Origin of the sequence: Limnothrix redekei LRLZ20PSL1, from assembly GCF_043235035.1 — a bacterium.
Lineage (GTDB): Bacteria > Cyanobacteriota > Cyanobacteriia > CACIAM-69d > CACIAM-69d > CACIAM-69d.
Window position 1 is genome coordinate 99,761 of record NZ_JAZAQF010000049.1, and the last position, 19,020, is coordinate 118,780.

A 19,020-nucleotide genomic window follows, 5' to 3' on the forward strand; every position below is an offset into this window, starting at 1 on the left:
GCGGAGTTAACTGGTTCAACCTGATCAATTTCTAGATAAAGCTTTTTCAGCGTCCTTTCGGGGCGATCGCGCGTAAAAGGCCCCAAGTCCCTAAAATGAATAGGCATTTTGCAACCTTGGCATTCTGCACCCATCTTTTTCTGTAACCATTACCTCGTCATCACCGCCCCACCGCCATGAGTTTCTGGGCAGATAAAATCGCCGCCGACGCACAGGGTCCACAGATCGTTAACGATTCCAAAACGCCATCGGGGCGTGTTCACGTTGGCTCCTTGCGGGGAGTCGTGATTCACGACACGATCTATCGCGCTCTGAAACAGGCCGGCAAGCCCGTGAAATTCATCTACGGCGTGGATGATTACGACGCGCTGGACACCGTGCCGCGCTATTTGGATCGGGAAAAGTTTGAGCGCTATTTGGGCTGGCCCCTCTGCAATGTGCCCTCGCCCGATGACACCGCGCCGGGCGATCGCGCCAGTGATTACGCCAAGTATTTCATGGGCGAATTTCTGGATGTGTTTGAGTATTTGGGGGTGCGGCCCGAGATTTATTACCTGCGGGACTTGTATCGATCGGGCAAGTTGAATCCCGCGATCGATCGCTTCTTAAAAAACGCCCATTTGGTGCGCGAAGCCTATAAGGAAGTCAGCAAGGCCGATCGCCCCAGCAACTGGTATCCCTTCCAGGTGATTTGCGAACATTGTGGCAAAATCGCCACCACCCAAGTCACCGACTATCAAGACGGCAAGGTATTCTACACCTGCGATCCCAACGCCACGGACTACACCCAAGGTTGTGGCCATTCCGGTTGGGTTTCGCCCTTCGATGGCAACGGCAAACTGCCCTGGAAAGTAGAATGGGTGGCCAAGTGGGAATTGTTGGGCGTGACGATCGAGCTAGCTGGTAAAGACCACTCCCAAAAGGGTGGCTCCCGCGACGTGGCTAATGTCATTTCTCGAAAGGTTTTGGGTCAGCAACCGCCCTTCCACTCGCCCTACGAATTCATTTTGGTCAATGGCACGAAAATGAGTTCTTCCAAGGGAATCGGCTCCAGCGCTCGTGAAATTGCTGATCTGTTGCCACCGCAGTTGTTGCGCTTTTTGATGTTGCGCACACCGCCCCGCACGGCCATCAATTTTGCGCCCAACTACGAAAGTATTACGCGCGTGTTCCGGGATTACGACAATTTGATCGACAAATATCGCCGGGAAACGATCGCCAATGGTGGCCAACCGCCGGAACTGAATGAAGACTGGATGGCACTGTTTTATGCCCAGTTGAATGGGGAAATTCAGCCCTACCAACCCTTTGAATTGAGCACGGCAATTTCTCTGTTGCAAGTGCCCCATTTGGATGTGGAAAAGGAAGTGGCGGCGCGATCGGCTGAACCTTTGAGTGATTACGATTGGCAAATTGCTCGCGAACGGATTTCGGCTGCTCAAAAGTGGCTGAATGACTACGCCGACGAAGAAGAAAAGTTGGTGCTTTATCTGGATACGATTCCGGAGCGGGCGAATCAACTTTCGCCGGAACAAGTCGGCTACGTGGAAGCTTTGCTGAAGACATTGGCAACGGTGGAAAGCTGGGACGGCGAATCCTTACAAACGGCGCTGTTTGCCACAACGCGGGAGCTGGATTTGAAAATGCCGGTGGCCTTTTCGGCGATTTATCTGGCGTTTTTGAACAAGGAACGGGGGCCGAAGGCGGGGCCGCTGCTGTCCTATTTGGATCGGCAACTGGTGCTCGATCGCCTGCAAGCGGTGTTGGATCTGAATCGCGCGGCGGTTTAAGGAACCATTGGAGCGCTGATCCGGGCTGTGATCCTGGGGGGCAAGGGGCTTAAGCCGCTTGTCTACTTACCTTTGGGGCGAGTGGAGATGGGCAAATCGAAGAAACGATCGGCTAAACCAGCGGCAACGGAGGCGATCGCAACGGGGCCGTCGCGTCTGTTGCTGAAGCTGGCCGATCGCCTGTTTGGGGAAGCGGCCGATCGCGCGGCCTTTGTCCACAGCCTCGGCCAAGCCCAGCGGTTTGCGCCCTGTTTGTTGTGGTTGGCCGATCGCCCCGATCCGTTTCCCTTCGCGGCCCTGCCTCCTTTAGCGATGCAGCCGGACTGGGTTGATCGGCTCGATTTGACCGCCGACCAACCGGCTAACCGGCGACCCGGCAAGCATCCCCTGCATGAGGCGGGGGCATTCTATTGTTTGGATTTTTCCTCGGTGTTTGCGGCTTCGGCCCTGCTGGCGATTCCCGATCGGGTCGATCGACTGGTGGATCTGTGCGCCGCGCCAGGGGGCAAAAGTGTCTTTGCTTGGCGGGCGCTGCAACCGTCGCTGTTGGTGGCCAATGAGGCGATCGGCAAACGGATCGGCATGTTGGTCAGCAACCTGAAGCGCTGCGGCCTCAGCCCGGCGATCGCCACCTGTGCCGACCCGGAAACCTTGGCCCAGACGATTCCCGGCTGGGCGGATTTGGTGATTGTGGATGCGCCCTGCTCGGGCCAATCCCTGCTGGCGAAGGGGGAGAAAAATCCCGGTTGTTTCCATCCCCTGACGATCGGGAAAAATGCCAACCGCCAAAAACGAATTTTGGCCAACGCGGCGGCCCTGGTGGCTCCCGGTGGTTGGCTGGCCTACATGACCTGCACCTACGCGATCGAGGAAAACGAAGGGGCCACCCAATGGCTGCTCGATCGCTTTCCCCATCTGGAGCCACAACCCGTTCTGGCCCTGGAGCCTTGGCGATCGATCCACGCAGCCTTTCCCTGCTATCGAATGTTTCCCCAGGAAGGCTTGGGGGCCGGTTCCTTTGTGGTGTTGCTGCGGGATGGGCGAAATGGGCCAGCCAATCCAGAGCCGGCCAATCCAGAGCCAGTCAATCCAGGGCCGGCTAATCCAGGGCGATCAAGCTTATTCGGTGACCACGAAGCCTTGCAGTCCCTAATTCGTTGGCGATCAGACCGATCTAAGCCGATCTAAGCCGATCCAATTAGCAGCAGGGCAATCAGCAACGCATAATGGAGGGCGTTTCGGGCCCAAGCCTTTTTGCTGTTTCACTGTCGGCGTTCCATGCTCGATCGCATTCTTCCGTTGTCTGTTCAGTGGTTTCGCCCGATCGGGCCGATCCTGCTCAGTTTGGGTCTGGGTAGCCTCTCGATCGGCTGCACCAACCAAGTCACCACCTCCCAGCCCGCCGCCCAACCGGGAAGCATCACACTGCCGGACATGGCTCCGGAGGCCCTGTTGCCCAGTCCTTCCGCCACCCCCAACACGATCGCCGGATTACTGAAAACCTGGCCGCGCTACCAATCGCCCCAGGCCGGCTTTTCCGTGGCTTTTCCCGCCAAGCCCCAGGAAGAAACCAGCCGCGTCCCCACCGAAGTGGGCCCGGCGGAAGTGATTATGCTCCGCTACCAAGACCGACCAGCCAAGCGGTTTTATCTGTTTGCTCACAATCGCTTTCCGGTTCCGGCGGGCACGGGGGTGGATGTGGCCAAGGCTCTGGATGCCAGTCGCGACAGCATCGCCAAGGGCATTTCCGCCAAGGTGGTTTCCGAAAAGCCCTTGCAACAAAGTGGTTTTCAGGGGCGCGATCTGGAATTGTCGCGATCGGGCGGTTTTGCGGCCCGGGTGCGAATTTTCTATGCCAACGGAATTTGGTATCGGGCTATTGTGGCGGCCGAAGACGGCAAACTCAAGGTTCCCCAGGTGCAGGCTTTTTTTGACTCAATTCAACTGATGTCGCCTACAGAGCCACGTAAACCTAATGCAGCGCCTGCCCCAAGCAACCCCAGCCCCACCGGCACACCGCGACCCTAAGGGGGTGACGATCGAGCACCAATGCCACAAGTACCAATGCCACAATAGGGATATCAACAGAGATATTGACAGGAGACGTATCGATAGACGTATCGATCGCGGCCGCAAGCCAACGTCAGCAAACGAATCAGCAAACGAATCCGATCCCATTGGTCTAGACGATGCAAACCTGCGCTGGGATGGGTGCATTCAAGGAATCAGCAAAGAATCTGAAACTCCTGGCCTACGATTGTCTTGCTTGTGGCATCTCAGGGAATGATGAATAAGAGCCTTGGTCTTTAGGCGCTTGTAAGCGTCTGTTCCAGGTGTTTTCCGCAAGTTTTCTGCAAATTTCGCGCCCCCTTTCGATCGGTTGTTTATGAAGCGAGCTAGTTGGACAGGAGCCAAATCCCACACCCGCGATCGCGCAGCCCGGGCCATGGCGATCGTGATGTTGGGCAGTTTGGCGACCCCCGGCGGTGGACTGGCGGCCACGGAAACGGTGGCCCAAGCCTTGCTCCAAGCTCAACCGGCCATCAGCGGCCCCAACCGCAGCTCTAGCCAGTCTTCGCCATCCTCCGCATCGATGCCCGTAGCCCAAGCGGCTCCCAATGAATCTCAACCGGCGGATGCTGGGCAAAATTCTGGGCAAAACAATTCGGGTAATCAAGGCAATTCCAATAACGGTTCAAATAATAATTCCGATAGTGATAATTCCAATAGCCAAAATAATCAAAATAATCAGCCTAATAATTCAGGTAACTCAGGCGATACTCAAAAGAATAATCAGAATAATAATCAAGAGCAGCAAAATAAAAAGCCCAAAAAACCCAAAAACGATCAACGGGCCTTCCAGCGCCGAATTGTGTTGTTGGGGGCGGCGGGAATTGGGGGACTTGGTTTGTTGGGGGGCTTGGTTTGGTTTGTTCGCCAAGTTCGGAATAATGAGCATTTTGGTTGGGATGAGGTGGATGCGGAGTCGGATGCGGATTTTGACCCTTTGGCGGATCCAGATTCCGTAGAGGATTTGGAGGCGATCGATCCTTGGGGTGCTCCGTTGGCTCCGGCGGCGCGATCGACTCGGCCCCGGGATATGGGCCCCACGCTCGATGCCCACAGTGCGGCAGCCCACAATGGTCAAAATGCCATGGCGTTGGAAACGGCCGCCCCGATCGAATCTAAGCCAGGATCCAAATCGGAATCCAAATCGGAATCCAAGCCAGAGTCAAAACCCCGTCGCCGGTTGTTTCCCTGGCAAAAACCAACCCCAGCAGCCGATTCCGAACTCTCTGCCGACCCTTCAGAGGTGGCGGCTCCGGTTCCTGCGGAATCCAAAGCGCCTGAACCGGCAACGCATGCGACCTTGCCCAATCCGGCGGCTAATGCTGCTGCGCCGAAAGCCGCCCCCAATGCCGCACCCAACCCGACGGCTCCCTTGCCCAGCCCAACGGCCCTTGCGCCTACTCGGGTGGTGCAACCGAGCCTGATTGAGCGGGCAATTCAAAATCTCCGCAGCGACAACGCGGCCGATCGCCGCAAGGCCATTTGGGAATTGGGACAACGGGGCGACTCTCGGGCCCTGCGCCCCCTGATGGATGTGTTGCTGAATGGGGATTCCAAGCAACGAAGCCTGTCGATCGCGGCTTTAACCTCGATCGGGTCGCGGGTGTTGGAACCCACCCTGGAGGCGATGGCCCTGGCCCTGCGGGACCCAAATCCGGAAGTGCGCACCAATGCGATTCGGGATTTAACGCAGGTTTATGAACAAGTGACTCGCCTCAGCCAAATGATGGGCATGGCGGCCCGCGACCCAGATCAACAGGTGCAACAGACTGCTAGTTGGGCCCTGGGCAAGTTGGAGCAGGTGCGGGCGATCGCGGAAACGGTTCAAACCGGCGGAAGCAGTGCGTTTAATGCTTCATCTTTGACGGAATCGCCTCTGATGGCGGGCATTGCGCTGCTGGACAATGACCAACCGGCGGAAGCGGCTCCCCTGCTGGAGGCGGCGATTCGGCAACATCCTAGCGATCCCGATGCTCATTTGGCTCTGGCGAAGGCCCTGGAGGCCCACGGCGCACAGGCCCAGGCCCTGCAAGCGGCGATCGCGGCGAGAGATCTTTACGCCTATCAAGGCCGTGGCGAAGCGGCTAAGGCAATTGAACAGACTTGGCAAGCAAGGGGGCTTGACCCGGATCAGGCGGCCTATCGGGTGGCCTGGGCTGGGGTGCTGATCCAACAGGAACAGTGGGACGAGGCAACGAAGGAACTGGAGCAGGCGATCGCCCATAATCCTCACGACCCGGAGCCACACCTGGTGCTTGCCCGCCTACGTCGATCTCAACACCGTTCTGCTGAGGCGATCGAGCATCTGAAACAGGCCCGAGATCTTTACTTGGCCTTGGGAGACCAACCGGCGGCCGATCGATTACAAACCCTGATTCAGTCTTCCTGATCAGTTTTCCTGAGAGGATTTGGGTCGGGTTTTGCTCGATTGAATTTGCCTGATTGAATCTATCTAGTTAAATCTGCCCGGTTGAATCTATCTGGTTAAATTTGCTCGATTGAATTTGCCCGATTTAGCTTGCTTGGTTGAATCTATCTGGTTAAATTCGCCCGGTTTAACTTGCCTGATTGAATTTGCCTGATTGAATTTGCCTGATTGAATTTGCCTGATTGAATTTGCCTGATTGAATTTGCCCGGTTGAACCTGTCTGATGCAATCTGCCTAACTCAATCTGCCTAACTCAATCTGCCTAACTCAATCTGATCCGTTTTCAAACGCTTCTGATCCCACATGCTTCTGATCAAGGCGATCGGCTATGGAACCCCTTCTCAAAACATTGGCGCAGTGGCTGCGGATTACGATCGCGCTCTGGGCCGATAACAGCTACTGGATGGCTTGGAATTTATTCTTGGCCATTGTCCCTTTGGGAATTGCCGCTTGGCTCTTTCGACACCGCCCCGCTCGATCGCCCCGATCTCCCCTGTGGTGGGGGCTGGCGATCGTGTTCATTTTGTTCTTACCCAATGCGCCCTATGTCTTGACCGATTTGATTCATCTGGTCAATGACATTCGCTATCGCTACACGTCCCTTTGGGCCACGGTGATGATCGTGATTCCGCAATACGTTCTGTTTGTGGCCGTGGGCTTTGGGGCTTATGTTTGGTCGCTGGTGTGGCTGGATGGATGGCTCCGAGCGATCGGGCGCAGCCGCTGGATTCCGCTCATGGAACAGTTGCTCCATGGCCTGTCGGCGGTGGGGGTGTTTGTGGGTCGGTTTTGGCGCTTCAACAGTTGGGACTTGTTCACCCAGCCCCATACCCTGCTGGAGCGGATGGCCAATGACTTGGCGGCCCATCGTCCGGCCCTGGTGATTGGGTTGACTTGGGGCGTGTTGGCTGGTTTGTATGGGCTGCTGAAACCCTTCGCCATTGGCTATGGTCTCTATCGCCAGCAACAACACCAGCCCGATCGCCCCTCGTCTCCGGGCCAGCTCTGAGCCATTGGTGACCGGGCCCTTTGGCTACAAGGCCATCACAGCGCTGCTGACCAATTGGGACAGCAATTGCAGCGCCAAAATGGCCAGCATGGGCGAAAAATCTAAGCCACCCAGGGGCGGGATGATCGATCGAAACAGGTTCAGGTAAGGATCGGTTAACTGCCCCACTGTGGCAAAGGGCTGGGAGAACCAATCAATGTTCGGAAACCAACTCAGCAGAATCCGAATGAAGATCACCAGCGTATAGATATTGACGAATTGCAGGATGGTGTTGGCCAGCAGGTTGATTGAAGTATCCATGGGCAAGTACCGGAAAAAAATCGCGCCTTCAAAGGCAGCAGCGCAAAAGTGCAACGCACACCATAGGCATCATAGGCGCAAACACCCGTGGCGGGGCGATCGGGATCCTGTCCGGCTCTGAGGAGATAACCGATCGTCCCCAGGAATTGCCCCCAGGAATTTAGAGGGCCCCCCTTGGCAGCGATCGGGATCCAGCCCTTAAGCTGGGAACAGCCCCTCAAGTTGGCCACTCGATCGCATCACCGAGGTGGCGGCAGTTGGTGAAATGGGGCCCCAAGCGGAAACGCGGAGATATGAATGGACGATTGGAGAGATGATTGGGCCGGGAACTGGGCTAAGAATCTTGAACAGTGGTTGACTCCCATCGCTCGGGATTGGGAGCCGATCGCCCGGGAAGTGGAAGCCACGTTGGATGCAGTGATCATCACCATGGCCGAGTCGGTGGAATCAACCGTGACCCAGGTGGATCAATGGCTGACGGATTCGGCCCGGGAACTGGAGCAAACGGCCCTTGACCTTCAGGAGCAAGTGGAAACCCATTTGGCTGAACAGTGGGGAATTGAGGTCGATCGACTATGCCAGGAGGTGGACGGGGCGATCGAACAGTGGGCCACCGAGGTGAACGATTGGTTAGCGCCCCTGTGGTCAGACTGGGCGGAAACCGGTTTTCCGGCCAATCCTTTCACCACCGAAGAACCGGAATCGGAGGGCGATCGGGCAGCGTTGGCCCCGCCGACTCTGAACCAATACGATGCGCTTTACGACCAACTCAACCCCAAAGTGCCGCCGGTTGACCGCCATGCTGCCTGTGTGGGCTGTCGTCACTACCACGGCCGGGTCTACAACGGCACGCTGCTGATCTGTGGGATGTATCCCTTTGGTTGGACGGAGGGCGCTTGTCCCGATTGGGAAGCTTAGGTGTAATTCCAGGACTGGGGTGCAATCCTGACCCGTTTCTAGGGCGATCGCCTCAGATCCGCCGGAACGATCGCCCCATCTAGCTTGGCCCCCGTTAACCGCACCATCAGCCGCCCACCAACGGTCATTTTGGCATTGGTCAAATTGGCTCCTCGGAGGTCAGCCCCACTCAGATCAGCCCCGATCAAGTCCGTGCCGCTCAGGTCGGCCCCGCTCAGGTTCGCCTGCAGCAGATTGGCCCGAAACAACCGGGCCCCGCTCAGGTTGGCCCCGCTCAGGTTCACGCGGTGCATAAATGCATCCGTCAAATCAGCTCCCGCTAGGTCAGCCCCGCTGAGGTTTCGGCTCGCAAAATCCCGTTCCCGCAGGTTAGCCCCGCGCATCTTGGCTCCGCTCAAATCGGCAGCGGGACGAGGCGGCGGTTGATCTTGCCATTGGGGTGGCACGATCGGGGGGCGCGGTCGTCGCGGGGGCGGTTCGGGTGATCGATTGGCGGTCGCTTCTACCGTAGGGTCGCCGGGGGGATGGCTATTAAAGGGCGATCGGCGTGGTGTTTTCCAAGCGAACGGTTCCGGTTCGGGATGGATGCCTTGGCCATGAACCGAACCCGTTGATGGGCCTTGGGCGCTGTATCCATAGGTGCTGTATCCACCGGAGCCATTGGCACTGGCTCCATAGGCCCCCGCCTTGGGGGCTGATTGCCCATTGGCCCCAAATCCTTGAGCAGCGCCGTTATGGTTCGCATGGTTCGCGCCGTGGTTTGTGCTGTGATTCGCACCGTGGCTGGCACTATGGCTAGCCCCTTGGTGATGCACACCGGCATGATACGGGTTTTTGTGGTGATGGGCCGTCGATCGCCCATGGGGTTGGGCGGGGGGGCGTTCCGTTGGGGCCCCGCTGTTGGGTCGCTGCCGAAAATGGGCCCGAAAAAAGCCCCGCGCTTCATTGAGCTGCTTCAGCTTTTCCTGGGCCTTGGCTTTCAAACGGGGGTTGTCGTCTGGGATCCGATCGGGATGCCAAACGAAAGCCAGGTCTTTGTAAGCCTGGTTCACTTCCTCGGCTGAAGCGCCAGGTTCCAATTCCAAAATTTGATAGTAGCGCCGACTGTCGCTAAAGGCCATGTAGCGCAAGCACTTGCCCCAACCATGAGCAAGTGGTGAGTTGTTGCCATTTTAGCCGGGTGGCTGCCATCGCGCGATCTGGGTTTCGCGGCGTTGGGGGATGATGGGCTGTTTTGATCAAAAATTCAACTCAACAATCTTAGGGTTTGTCGTCATTTCCTAAGGATCAGGCGGAAACGATTGATTTTCCATCTCCCAGTCGTCGTAACAAGGGGCTTGAGCATCTTGTCCCCCACGATCCGCTAACGGTGGAATAAGGGTTTCAGGTGATTTGACGACACACCCTAAGATGCTGTATGGGTCGCGATCGCCAATCATGTGGCTCAGGAGTCTGATGGCTCAGGGGCCTGAGGATCATCGCCAGCGCCAGCCACGGCCGCCGGTAGCGCCTGTTCTGAGTTGGCTGCGATCGCCCCTTCGCGGCTCGATCGCAGCCAACGCGGCCCCTGATCCCAATGATCCAGTACATCCTCAACCAACAATGCCTGGAACCAAACTTGGGCCACCACGGTCAGCGGCAACGCCAACACCAGCCCCGTGAACCCAAAAAAGGTCGCAAAAAAGATTTGGGCAATCAGCGTCACGGCCGGTAGCAGGGACACCTGCTTAGACATCACCATCGGCGTGAGCAAATTGGTTTCCAACTGCTGCACAATCACGTACCAACCCAGCACCAACAGGGACTTGAGCGGATCATCCAACAGCGCCACCAACATTGGCGGCAACACGCTCAACACCGGCCCCACATTGGGAATGAACGTCAACAAACCCGCCAAAACCCCGTGGGCCAAGGCCAGCTTCACCCCCATCAAGGCCAACCCCGTGCCGCTGAGGACACCGATGATCGACATGTTCAGCAAAATGCCCAACAGCCAAGCATCGAGAGAATTGCGACAGCGATCGAGAATTGTGATCACCCGCCGCCGATAGAAGGAGGGAAAGAGCTGCACGAAGGCATTGCGATAGGGCAATGGATCGAACAGCATCATCAGGGCCAAGATGGTTACCAACAGCAGGTTGAAGAAGCCGCCCAGGGTGCTGGCAAACAGGGCAAACCCACCCCGAAAGAGCGGATTAATGGCCGGTTGGGCCTGGGTGAGCAAGCTGCGGAAGTCGGGGTTGGGAAGAACCGTTTGTAACCACTGGCCCAAGGGTTGTTGGGAAAGGTTGCTGAACCAGGTATCGAGGCGATCGAGCGCCACGGGAACCAACTCGGTCAGCTCCCGAAACTGAGCCGCAAAGGGGGGCACGACCAACAACATGGCCCCCAAGAAAAAAGCCACCAACAGCCCGATCGCCCCAAAAATTGCCTTTGTTCGATCTTGGAGCAGGTTGCGCCCCCGAAACTGGAGGGTGAGCAGGGCGCGGGCCAACCGGTCGATCGCGACGGCAATGGCGATCGCCCCAAAAATCATCAGCACCAACTGTCGCACAGCCCACAGCACATACAGGGCCGCAATAAAAACCAGTAAGCCTAACCAGCGTCCGAGGGTCATGAACCGAGCGTCCTGTGCGATTTCTTATGCAATTTCCTGTGCAACTGTCTGGGTGATTTGCGGGGTGATTTGCGGGGCAGTTGTTGGTGTGATCTTATGGATGTTGGGGGAATTTACGGGCGATTTACGGGCGATTTACGGGCGATCGGGTTTGCTCTGCTGCCACATCCAACCCGCCAAAATCAGTGATGGCAACAGGATCATGACCCAAGCCACCCAGTCTGGCGGCGTGCTGATCGATCCATAGGCAGTTAGCTTGATGGCCACCGACAGCACCACGGACAAAACCGCGACTTTCAGCACCATGCTCAAGGTTTCTGGGTTGGGCGATCGCATCGAGATTCAGGGTTTCTTCCCTGGGCGGCGGTTTTCGCAAATTCAGGCAGCATCATAGCTCACGGCTTGGGAAGCGACCAACTGCGCGATCGCCCTGTGCGATTCAGTTGCCTTGGCGGTGGGGGCGATCGAACCGCAACCGTTAGGACTGATACAATATCCAAAAAATCCAAATCCAACCCTCAAAACCCGATCTTCAAAATTCAAAGAAATTCAAAAAACTTTCAAAAACTCAATTAGCCCCAAAGATTCCATCCCAAAGATTTCACCCTAAGAATTTCATCCCAAGGCTTTAACTCAAAGAAGCTTTAACCCAAACAACTATCGCCTGACCTTTCCATGACCGCCACTGCCTTTGTGAAACCCGGCCCCGCCTCGCGTTTGGTGAATGGGCTGTTGTCCATCAAACCCCTGGCTAATTTTGCTCGTAGCCGTGCCCGCAAGATGATGATTGAGCGGGCCGAAAGCATGGGCATTCCCTGGCGCAAGACGGCCGCTGAGTTGCAAAGTCGGGATTGGTCGGCGGAACTGGCCCAGGTCAGCAACCCCAATCTCACCTATCCGGACTATTACCTCAATCCTTTCCACGCCTATCCTGAGGGGAATTTGGGCTGGGAGCCGGCCAGCGAGGTGGAAGTGGCGGCCTATTCGGTGCATTCCACCATTTTTGGCGAAAAAACCCCGGAAGGGGACGCAAAATTGCGGACTGCTTATCATGACGTGCTGAAGGCCACGGTGGCGATCGAGCCTCGGGAGATTGTGGACTTGGGATGCAGCGTCGGGATGAGCACCTTTGCCTTGCAGCGAATTTATCCCCAAGCCCAACTGACGGGGGTGGATCTGTCGCCTAATTTCCTGGCGGTGGCCGCCTACAACACTCATCATTCCCCGATGAATCCTGATCGGGCCCAGCCCCGTTGGGTTCATGCGGCAGCGGAAAACACCGGCTTACCGGCTGCGAGCTATGACTTAGTTTCGGCTTGCCTGCTATACCATGAGCTGCCCCAGACGGCGGCGATCGCGATTTTGCAAGAGGCTCGGCGGTTGCTGAAACCCGGCGGCTATCTGGGCATTATGGACATGAACCCCAAATCCCAGATTTATGCCCAAATGCCGCCCTATATCCTGACCCTGCTCAAGAGTACGGAGCCGTTTTTGGATCAGTACTTTGCGCTGGATTTGGGCAAGGTGATCGAGCAAGCGGGCTTTGAGCTGATCACCATCCAATCCACTACGGTGCGTCACCGGGCTTTGGTGGCTCGGGCGCACTAGGGTTGCTGGGCTATCAGGCTCAGGAGTTTGTCCACGGCGTGATCCCAGGTAAGCCGGCTTTGCACCCAAGCGGGGCCGGCCGCCCGGGCGGCCGTTTGCCATTGGGGGCGATCAAGCCAGGTTTCGAGACAATCAACCAAGGCATCGCAATCCGGCTCCCACATCCAAACGGTTTCGGAAACGCCATCCGGGTATTGAACGGGCTTCTCAATCAGTTGGCTGGCGATCGGGAGGGTGAAGGCGGGGTTAGTGAATTCATCGGTGGGCCCCCCTTGGGTGCAAATGACCGGTAACCCACAGCCGATCGCTTCCAACACGGGCAGGTTAAACCCCTCCGCGCGGTAGGGCGACACATAGCCATCGGCCGCTTGATAGAGCTTGGCCATGTCTTGGTAGGACAAAAATTTGTTGAGGTAAATCGTTCGATCGAGCAACCGTTGGGCCCGATCAGCCGGCAACAGCGATCGCACCTGATTCACCCAGGCGGCTCGCCCCCGATCGCTTCCATAAACCGCGTCATTGGCCTTCAAAACCCAGCGCAATTGGGGCGATCGCTCCATCGCTGCCCCCACCGCCAAAATCAACAAATCGCCACCCTTGCGGGGAATCGTGCCCCCCACGTTCAGCAGGACTTGGCAACCCTCCCAACCCCAGGCCCGTCGCAGATTCGCCCGATCGACCGCTGCCAAGGGATGATAAATCTGGGGATCGACCCCATGGGGCAACACCACGACCCGATCGGGCGCTGCACCGCTGTGGATTAGCCCTTGTCGCGACCAAGCCGAAGGGGTGAGCACCACGGCTCCCCGATCGCCCCCGGCCGCCGCCCACTTGCCCGTTTTTTGGGCGCACCCCATCCATTGCCAATATTCATGGTGCAGCTTGCCAAATTCCGCCGTGGCAAACACAAACGATCGACGGGCGATCGGGTCTGGCTCCAATCGATAGGGCGAATCGATCCGCAACAGTCCATCCACCGGGTCGCCATCGGGGGCCGGAATTTGGGCCAATCGACGCGATCGCTCCGGATCCAATTGCCCCGCGATCGGCTGCCAACCATGAGCCAACGGTTGCTCGCGATGAAACAGTTGCAGCCCCGATCGCTCCAGCAGCGCCAAACATTGGAACTGATTCACCGTTGTGTAGGAGTGGGGAGCCGACAGCCAACCTTCTACTAAAAACCGCATTGCCGATCTGCTCGCCACCACAACGCCATCAGTCCCCACTTTCGCTTGTTAAGATTAGGCCGAAACAAGAATGGACTCAACATCCTGTTGGCCACAGTCCTCAATTAATCCTTCTGAATTGATCTTGCTGAATGACTTTTAACCACCACTCGGCCAACAACAATCATCACATCCATTCATCGCAGGCCAAAATCATGAATGAAGAGCTAGTCACACCTGATAATGCTTCAAAAGCCCTGTTGCAATCCATCTTTGATGAAGCGCTGATGGATGTTTCGATCGATGACGATGGCGACATTCTGATTCAGGAAGAAATCAAGTGCTATGTGTTCCTGAGCGAGAACAAGGATCGGGTGCGATTGCTGACTCTTTTTGGCATTGCGGAAACGGCCACCCGCGCCCAATGTTTGGAGTGCGTGAATGCCATTAACAGTGAATATATTATGGTCAAGGCCTATATTGCTTCCGAAAAAACCTTGGCCATGGAATATGACATTTATCTCAAAGGCGGCGTTCCTAAAAAGACAATTGCCCTGACGGTCAAGCGTTTTTGCACCATTCCCCGCCGGGCTGTGAATGAAGAATATGCCCGTGATGTGGTTGAGTAGCTGAGTGGTTGCTTAGTCGTCACAACGATCGTTGCGCCCGGCTCGCAGGGAACCCAGCAAGGTTTCCACATAAACACAGCTTCGATCGGTCAAATCAGGACGGCCCGCCATCTGGAAGGTAATGCGATTCCCAGCATTGTCGTCATTGCCTTTGTATTCCGCGCCGTCCTGAGAAGAAGCTAGCCAGCCGCGACCATTAAACTGCACCACATAACTCCCGCTGTCGCGAGTGAAGTCTGATTTCCCGCCGTCGATCGCGGCATAGGTCGATGCTTCGGCTCCCAGGGGCCGCCAAACGGCTTTGCTGCATTTTGCCCCCACGGCGGGATGCACAGAATATTGAATGGCACGCTTGTCCTCTGGGTTGGTGCGAAAACAGGCTTCCCAGGGTCGTCGTTGCTGTCTGGCTTTGGATTGGGCCGATCGCAGGGCCCGAAACGCATCGTCTTGGGCGGCTCCGAGCCGTTGGCCATCCACCATCGACAGCCAAACGGGCGCGCTAATGGCCATCAGAATGGTCACCATCAACAACACCACCAACAGTTCCAGCAAGGTAAAGCCCGATCGGGCGGTTGGTTGCGGGGTTGCCTGGCGATGGCGCAGGGTTTGGGTCAACAGCCAATGGATTGTTTGGCTTCGAGATTGGCTCCGAGATTGACTCAGAAATTGCAATAAGCGATCGGGACGGGGAAAACGGCGAGAGGCAATCATAGGAAACCTCGGGTTCGGGGAAGGGCAACAAACAGCAGAACAAGAAGCAGAAACCCACTGGGCGCTAAGGTTCGGTGTCGCGCCGCTGGTAATGCAAGAACACTTCTTGGCCTTGGGCTTCGGCACTGACCAAATTGAGCCACTGGGCCCCGTGAAGCGGCAAACCCACACCATCCATGGGCGTGGGGGCGGCGGCTCCACCCACCAACAGGGGGCAAACCGTCAGCCACAGGTGATCGATCGCTCTCATTGACAACAGGGAGCCGACCAAGTTCCCACCACCCAAGACGGCGAGCTGTTGGATTCCTTCCTGGGCCAGTTGGGCGAGAATTTCGGGCCATTGAAAATCCCGATCGCCCAACGGGCCGAGCAAGATTCGATCGAATCCATTGGTTGCTTTTGAGTGGGGGAATGGATCCTCGGAATCTCCTGAGGCAGACCAGCGATCGAGCCATTGCCGAGATCCGGCTTCCGTGGTCAACAGCCATCGGGGCACGGCCTGACGAAAGAAGCCATAGCCAGGGTCGATCGCCCCGGAGGCAGAACAGATAATTTGGGTGGGTTGCGGAGGTTTGCCCTGGTCAATCCGTTCCTGAATGAGTTCTGGACTCAGAACCGGCATGGCCAACCCTTCCGAGCGGAGGGTTCCGGCTCCCATCAACACCGCATCGGCTTGGGCCACTTGTTTTTCCAAATGCGCGCGATCGGCCGGACTGCCAAAGCGTCCCGGCGACCCATGCGCATCGCTGATTTTGCCGTCAGCGGTGATGGCAAATACCACCGTAATTTGGGGTCGATCGTTCACCCGCGTTCACCCAATGCCACAAAACAACCAATGCCACAGGACAGCTGCGATCAGGACAGCCGCGATCGGGAGCCTGTCTGCAAGCCTGTCTTCAGACCCTCATCGGCCACCGGGGCTTCGGGGCTGGCCCCTTTGAAGTGGAATTGAGGGGGCTGAGTCAGATCTCGCTGATCAGATTTCGCTGATCAGATCTCTGTAGATCTCTCAGATCGGTCAGATCTCTAGGTACACCTTGCCCAAAATTACCCCGATCGGGATCAGATTGAGGGAAATTCTCCCGGCGATCGCCCCCATGGCTATCCTAGAGCGATCGGAACTGGTGGGTTTGGGTGTCGTAACAGCGCGATCGGGGTTTTTCGGGAATTTCCAACTCTTTCATGGCCCAATCTTGGCGCGTAATATCCAAATTGGGATTGAAGTAGGGATCAGTTGCTTGAATAATCGATTTCCAGCGTTTAAAAAACTTGGCGGAATCTTCCGGGTGTGGATCTCCTTCAAAGGTTTTGCCCCGCGTATAGGATTCGTGGTGAACCAAGGTGGCATCGGCGCAAAAAACCGCACGATAACCCGCTTCTCGGGCCCGCAAACACAGATCCACATCCCCAAAACCAACGGCCAAAGACTCGTCATAGCCGCCAATTTTGGCGAAGGTATCGGCCCGCATCAGCAAACAAGCGGCCGTGACCGAGGACATTTCGCGACAGGAAATCAGAGCGCCAATATAGCCCGGCTCTGCCTCTCCAGAGGGCAAGGAATCCCGCATGAATTTGCCGAAATGTTCCGCCATCCCATGCATTCCCACACAAACGCCCGCATGTTGGATGTAGCAGCGATCGGGATAAAGCAACTTAGCACCCACGATGCCAATGTCTGGTTTTTGGGCAAATTCTGCCATTCGCTCCAACCACCCATCCTCGATCGCTTCAATATCGTTATTGCAAAAGAGATAGTGGGTAAAATGCCCGGGCGGCAACTGGGCAACAGCCCAATTATTAATCGCTGAAAAATTAAAAGGGCCAGAATAATTTAAAACGCGATGTTGATCCTTAAGGGATCGAAAATAGCGAATGGATTTGGGATCATTGGAATCGTGATCGATCAAAACAATTTCGTAGGCGACCTGATGCACGGTTTTGGCAATGCTATCAATGCATTGTTTAACCAACTCTCCGCAATTTTTGGTCGGAATCACGATCGCGATGCGGATGGGGCCCTGGAGGGGATAGCGTACTCGGAAATAATTAAACCGAAATCCTGTTTGCACTTCACCCGGATCGCCCGATCGATCTAAATGTTCGCTTAAAACAGCCCGCGAAATCTCCAACACATCCGATCGGCGTTGATTGCCGGTGCTGGTCAGGTGTTGTCGCCACAGGTAAAGAATTTCGGGGATGTGACTAATTCGTTTGGCCCGCTCACAGGCCCGCAAAATGAGGTCATAGTCCTGGGAAACGGTCAAAAATTCCCGAAACCCGCCAATTTCCTGCAACAGAGACCGCCGGAACCCCACCAAATGCACAATGTAGGGGTGCGATCGCAGCAACTCCAGCGAAAAGGCCGGCCGAAAAGCAAACTCGATCGGCTCGCCTTCGGGAGTCACCAGCACTTCATCGGAATAAAACAAGTCTGGATCATCGGCCAAGATGGTTTCCGCCACCCGCAGCAGGGCATGTTCCGGCAGTTGATCATCGTGATCCATCAGCACCACAAAATCGCTGGTGGCCAAGGCCAAGGCCGAATTGGAGGCGGCGGAAATTCCCCCATTGTGATCGCGGTAGGTCACTTTGATTCGGGAATCCTCGGCCGCGAGTCGATCGAGCGTGGCCTTCACCTGGGAATCGGGCGATCGATCATCGGCAATGCACAGCTCCCAATGGGGATAAATTTGGGCCCGCACAGACTCGATCGCTTCCGTCAGCCAACGCTCTGGCGTGTTGTAAACGGGCATGATGATCGAGATTTGGGGCGGATTTTCCAGGGCCGCCGCTCGATCGGCAAATCGTCGTCGATTCTCGGGCGACAGACCCCGGCGATATTGATCCCAAGCGGCTAGTTGGGCCCGTTCTCCCAACAGTCGCCGCCGGAGTTTGGTGCGCAATTTTTGGGCGATCGCCCCCAGGCCGCCTCGTTGCCACAACCGCCAAGCTCGTCCGGGCCAACTGGCCAACCGCGCAATCGCCATACCTGTTGATTAGCCCTATGCCGTGAGCAGTATATCGCTTCAGGGCCCGCCCAGAATCATGCCCCGAGGATTCACCATCCTCGCCTTGCAGTGTTTCTGAATTAACGCCCCACTTCCTTGAGTTCTCGGCCAAAGGGCAGCAGCGCCATCACCAACAGCTTGAAATGTTGTTTAGCAAAGGGCAAACCAATGATTGTGATCGCCAAAATCACGCCATGGATCAGATGTGAAAGGGCGATCGCCCAACCAAAGAAAAACACCCAAATCACATTCAAAATCACCCGCAAAGGGCTATCGGCATTTTCCACCGCCACCACTTCTTTACCGAAGGGAGTCATGGTTGCCAAACCAACCTTAACCTGTTGAAGACCAAAGGGAATTCCCACGATCGTTAAACACATGCTGAGACCGCCGATGATGTAGCCCAGCCCACTGATGAGGCCACCGAAAATCAGCCAAATGATGTTACCTAATAAGCTCATAGTTCCAAATGTCTAAATCTTTGGTGTATCGAGGGTGTCCATGAAAGGCTACGGCATAGCCACCCACAACGAGATAGCGAACTTGGTTAGCGTTTAAGCACTCGATAAACTCTCTGAAATCGGGGTTCAAAACCATAGGCCCATTGATGATATTCGCGGCGAATTTCTTCGAGGGCGGCCAAACGGGCCTCGGCGGGTTGACTGCGCCAATAGGCTAGGTCGCTTGCTTTGGCTGCCTGATCATCTTTCATGTTGAGAATGCGGCAGCTCATCACCATTTTACGAACCATTTTGGACTCCTCTTT

At 56.3% G+C, this 19,020-nt stretch carries 18 protein-coding genes; 8 read left to right on the forward strand and 10 right to left on the reverse strand.

Annotated features, from left to right (window positions below):
- Positions 1-176: 176 nt before the first annotated feature.
- The 5 genes from lysS (at position 177) to VPK24_RS08420 (ending at position 7,297) form a co-directional block, all read left to right on the forward strand.
- Complete coding sequence (lysS, locus tag VPK24_RS08400) at positions 177-1,790, forward strand: lysine--tRNA ligase (RefSeq protein ID WP_393012090.1); 1,614 nt, start codon at positions 177-179, stop codon at positions 1,788-1,790.
- Between the two features lie 87 nt (positions 1,791-1,877).
- Entirely contained in the window at positions 1,878-2,978 is a 1,101-nt protein-coding gene (locus VPK24_RS08405) for an RsmB/NOP family class I SAM-dependent RNA methyltransferase (RefSeq protein ID WP_393012092.1), read from the forward strand.
- 90 nt (positions 2,979-3,068) lie between these two features.
- Positions 3,069-3,818, forward strand: a complete 750-nt coding sequence (locus VPK24_RS08410) for a hypothetical protein (protein ID WP_393012094.1) — start codon at positions 3,069-3,071, stop codon at positions 3,816-3,818.
- Positions 3,819-4,176: 358 nt separating this feature from the next.
- Positions 4,177-6,249 carry a tetratricopeptide repeat protein gene (locus VPK24_RS08415; protein ID WP_393012096.1) on the forward strand — a complete coding sequence of 691 codons (2,073 nt, stop codon included), beginning with the start codon at positions 4,177-4,179 and terminating at the stop codon, positions 6,247-6,249.
- A 367-nt stretch (positions 6,250-6,616) separates the two neighbouring features.
- Complete coding sequence (locus tag VPK24_RS08420) at positions 6,617-7,297, forward strand: DUF1361 domain-containing protein (RefSeq protein WP_393012098.1); 681 nt, start codon at positions 6,617-6,619, stop codon at positions 7,295-7,297.
- Positions 7,298-7,321: 24 nt separating this feature from the next.
- On the opposite strand, the gene VPK24_RS08425 is transcribed toward VPK24_RS08420, so the two are convergent.
- The gene (locus VPK24_RS08425; protein ID WP_099532210.1) at positions 7,322-7,597 is read right to left on the reverse strand and encodes a YggT family protein; all 276 of its coding nucleotides are present in this window, start codon (positions 7,595-7,597) and stop codon (positions 7,322-7,324) included.
- 297 nt (positions 7,598-7,894) lie between these two features.
- Here VPK24_RS08425 and VPK24_RS08430 point away from each other — a divergent pair, with 297 nt between their 5' ends.
- The gene (locus VPK24_RS08430; protein WP_393012146.1) at positions 7,895-8,515 is read left to right on the forward strand and encodes a hypothetical protein; all 621 of its coding nucleotides are present in this window, start codon (positions 7,895-7,897) and stop codon (positions 8,513-8,515) included.
- Positions 8,516-8,553: 38 nt separating this feature from the next.
- On the opposite strand, the gene VPK24_RS08435 is transcribed toward VPK24_RS08430, so the two are convergent.
- From VPK24_RS08435 to VPK24_RS08445, 3 genes are all read right to left on the reverse strand, one after another.
- Positions 8,554-9,636, reverse strand: coding sequence for a pentapeptide repeat-containing protein (locus VPK24_RS08435; RefSeq protein ID WP_393012101.1), 1,083 nt, complete (start codon positions 9,634-9,636; stop codon positions 8,554-8,556).
- 323 nt (positions 9,637-9,959) lie between these two features.
- The gene (locus VPK24_RS08440; protein ID WP_393012103.1) at positions 9,960-11,132 is read right to left on the reverse strand and encodes an AI-2E family transporter; all 1,173 of its coding nucleotides are present in this window, start codon (positions 11,130-11,132) and stop codon (positions 9,960-9,962) included.
- A 135-nt stretch (positions 11,133-11,267) separates the two neighbouring features.
- Positions 11,268-11,468: a hypothetical protein gene (locus VPK24_RS08445; RefSeq protein WP_393012105.1), complete on the reverse strand. Its 201-nt coding sequence runs from the start codon at positions 11,466-11,468 to the stop codon at positions 11,268-11,270.
- 339 nt (positions 11,469-11,807) lie between these two features.
- Here VPK24_RS08445 and VPK24_RS08450 point away from each other — a divergent pair, with 339 nt between their 5' ends.
- On the forward strand, positions 11,808-12,740 hold the full coding sequence (locus VPK24_RS08450) for a class I SAM-dependent methyltransferase (protein WP_393012107.1): 933 nt from the start codon (positions 11,808-11,810) through the stop codon (positions 12,738-12,740).
- On the opposite strand, the gene VPK24_RS08455 is transcribed toward VPK24_RS08450, so the two are convergent.
- Complete coding sequence (locus VPK24_RS08455; protein ID WP_393012109.1) at positions 12,737-13,927, reverse strand: glycosyltransferase family 4 protein; 1,191 nt, start codon at positions 13,925-13,927, stop codon at positions 12,737-12,739. The genes VPK24_RS08450 and VPK24_RS08455 overlap by 4 nt on opposite strands.
- Positions 13,928-14,121: 194 nt before the next feature.
- Between VPK24_RS08455 and VPK24_RS08460 the strand changes: the two genes are divergently transcribed.
- Positions 14,122-14,535, forward strand: coding sequence for a YbjN domain-containing protein (locus tag VPK24_RS08460; RefSeq protein WP_158234344.1), 414 nt, complete (start codon positions 14,122-14,124; stop codon positions 14,533-14,535).
- 12 nt (positions 14,536-14,547) lie between these two features.
- Here the strand turns inward: VPK24_RS08460 and VPK24_RS08465 are convergent, their stop codons facing one another.
- From VPK24_RS08465 to VPK24_RS08485, 5 genes are all read right to left on the reverse strand, one after another.
- Entirely contained in the window at positions 14,548-15,246 is a 699-nt protein-coding gene (locus VPK24_RS08465; RefSeq protein ID WP_393012111.1) for a prepilin-type N-terminal cleavage/methylation domain-containing protein, read from the reverse strand.
- Between the two features lie 64 nt (positions 15,247-15,310).
- Positions 15,311-16,051: a RibD family protein gene (locus VPK24_RS08470; protein ID WP_393012113.1), complete on the reverse strand. Its 741-nt coding sequence runs from the start codon at positions 16,049-16,051 to the stop codon at positions 15,311-15,313.
- Positions 16,052-16,352: 301 nt separating this feature from the next.
- Positions 16,353-18,233: a glycosyltransferase family 2 protein gene (locus VPK24_RS08475; protein ID WP_393012115.1), complete on the reverse strand. Its 1,881-nt coding sequence runs from the start codon at positions 18,231-18,233 to the stop codon at positions 16,353-16,355.
- Between the two features lie 101 nt (positions 18,234-18,334).
- Positions 18,335-18,715, reverse strand: a complete 381-nt coding sequence (locus VPK24_RS08480) for a YccF domain-containing protein (RefSeq protein ID WP_099532221.1) — start codon at positions 18,713-18,715, stop codon at positions 18,335-18,337.
- An 86-nt stretch (positions 18,716-18,801) separates the two neighbouring features.
- Entirely contained in the window at positions 18,802-19,005 is a 204-nt protein-coding gene (locus VPK24_RS08485; RefSeq protein WP_199291641.1) for a hypothetical protein, read from the reverse strand.
- Positions 19,006-19,020 lie beyond the last annotated feature (15 nt).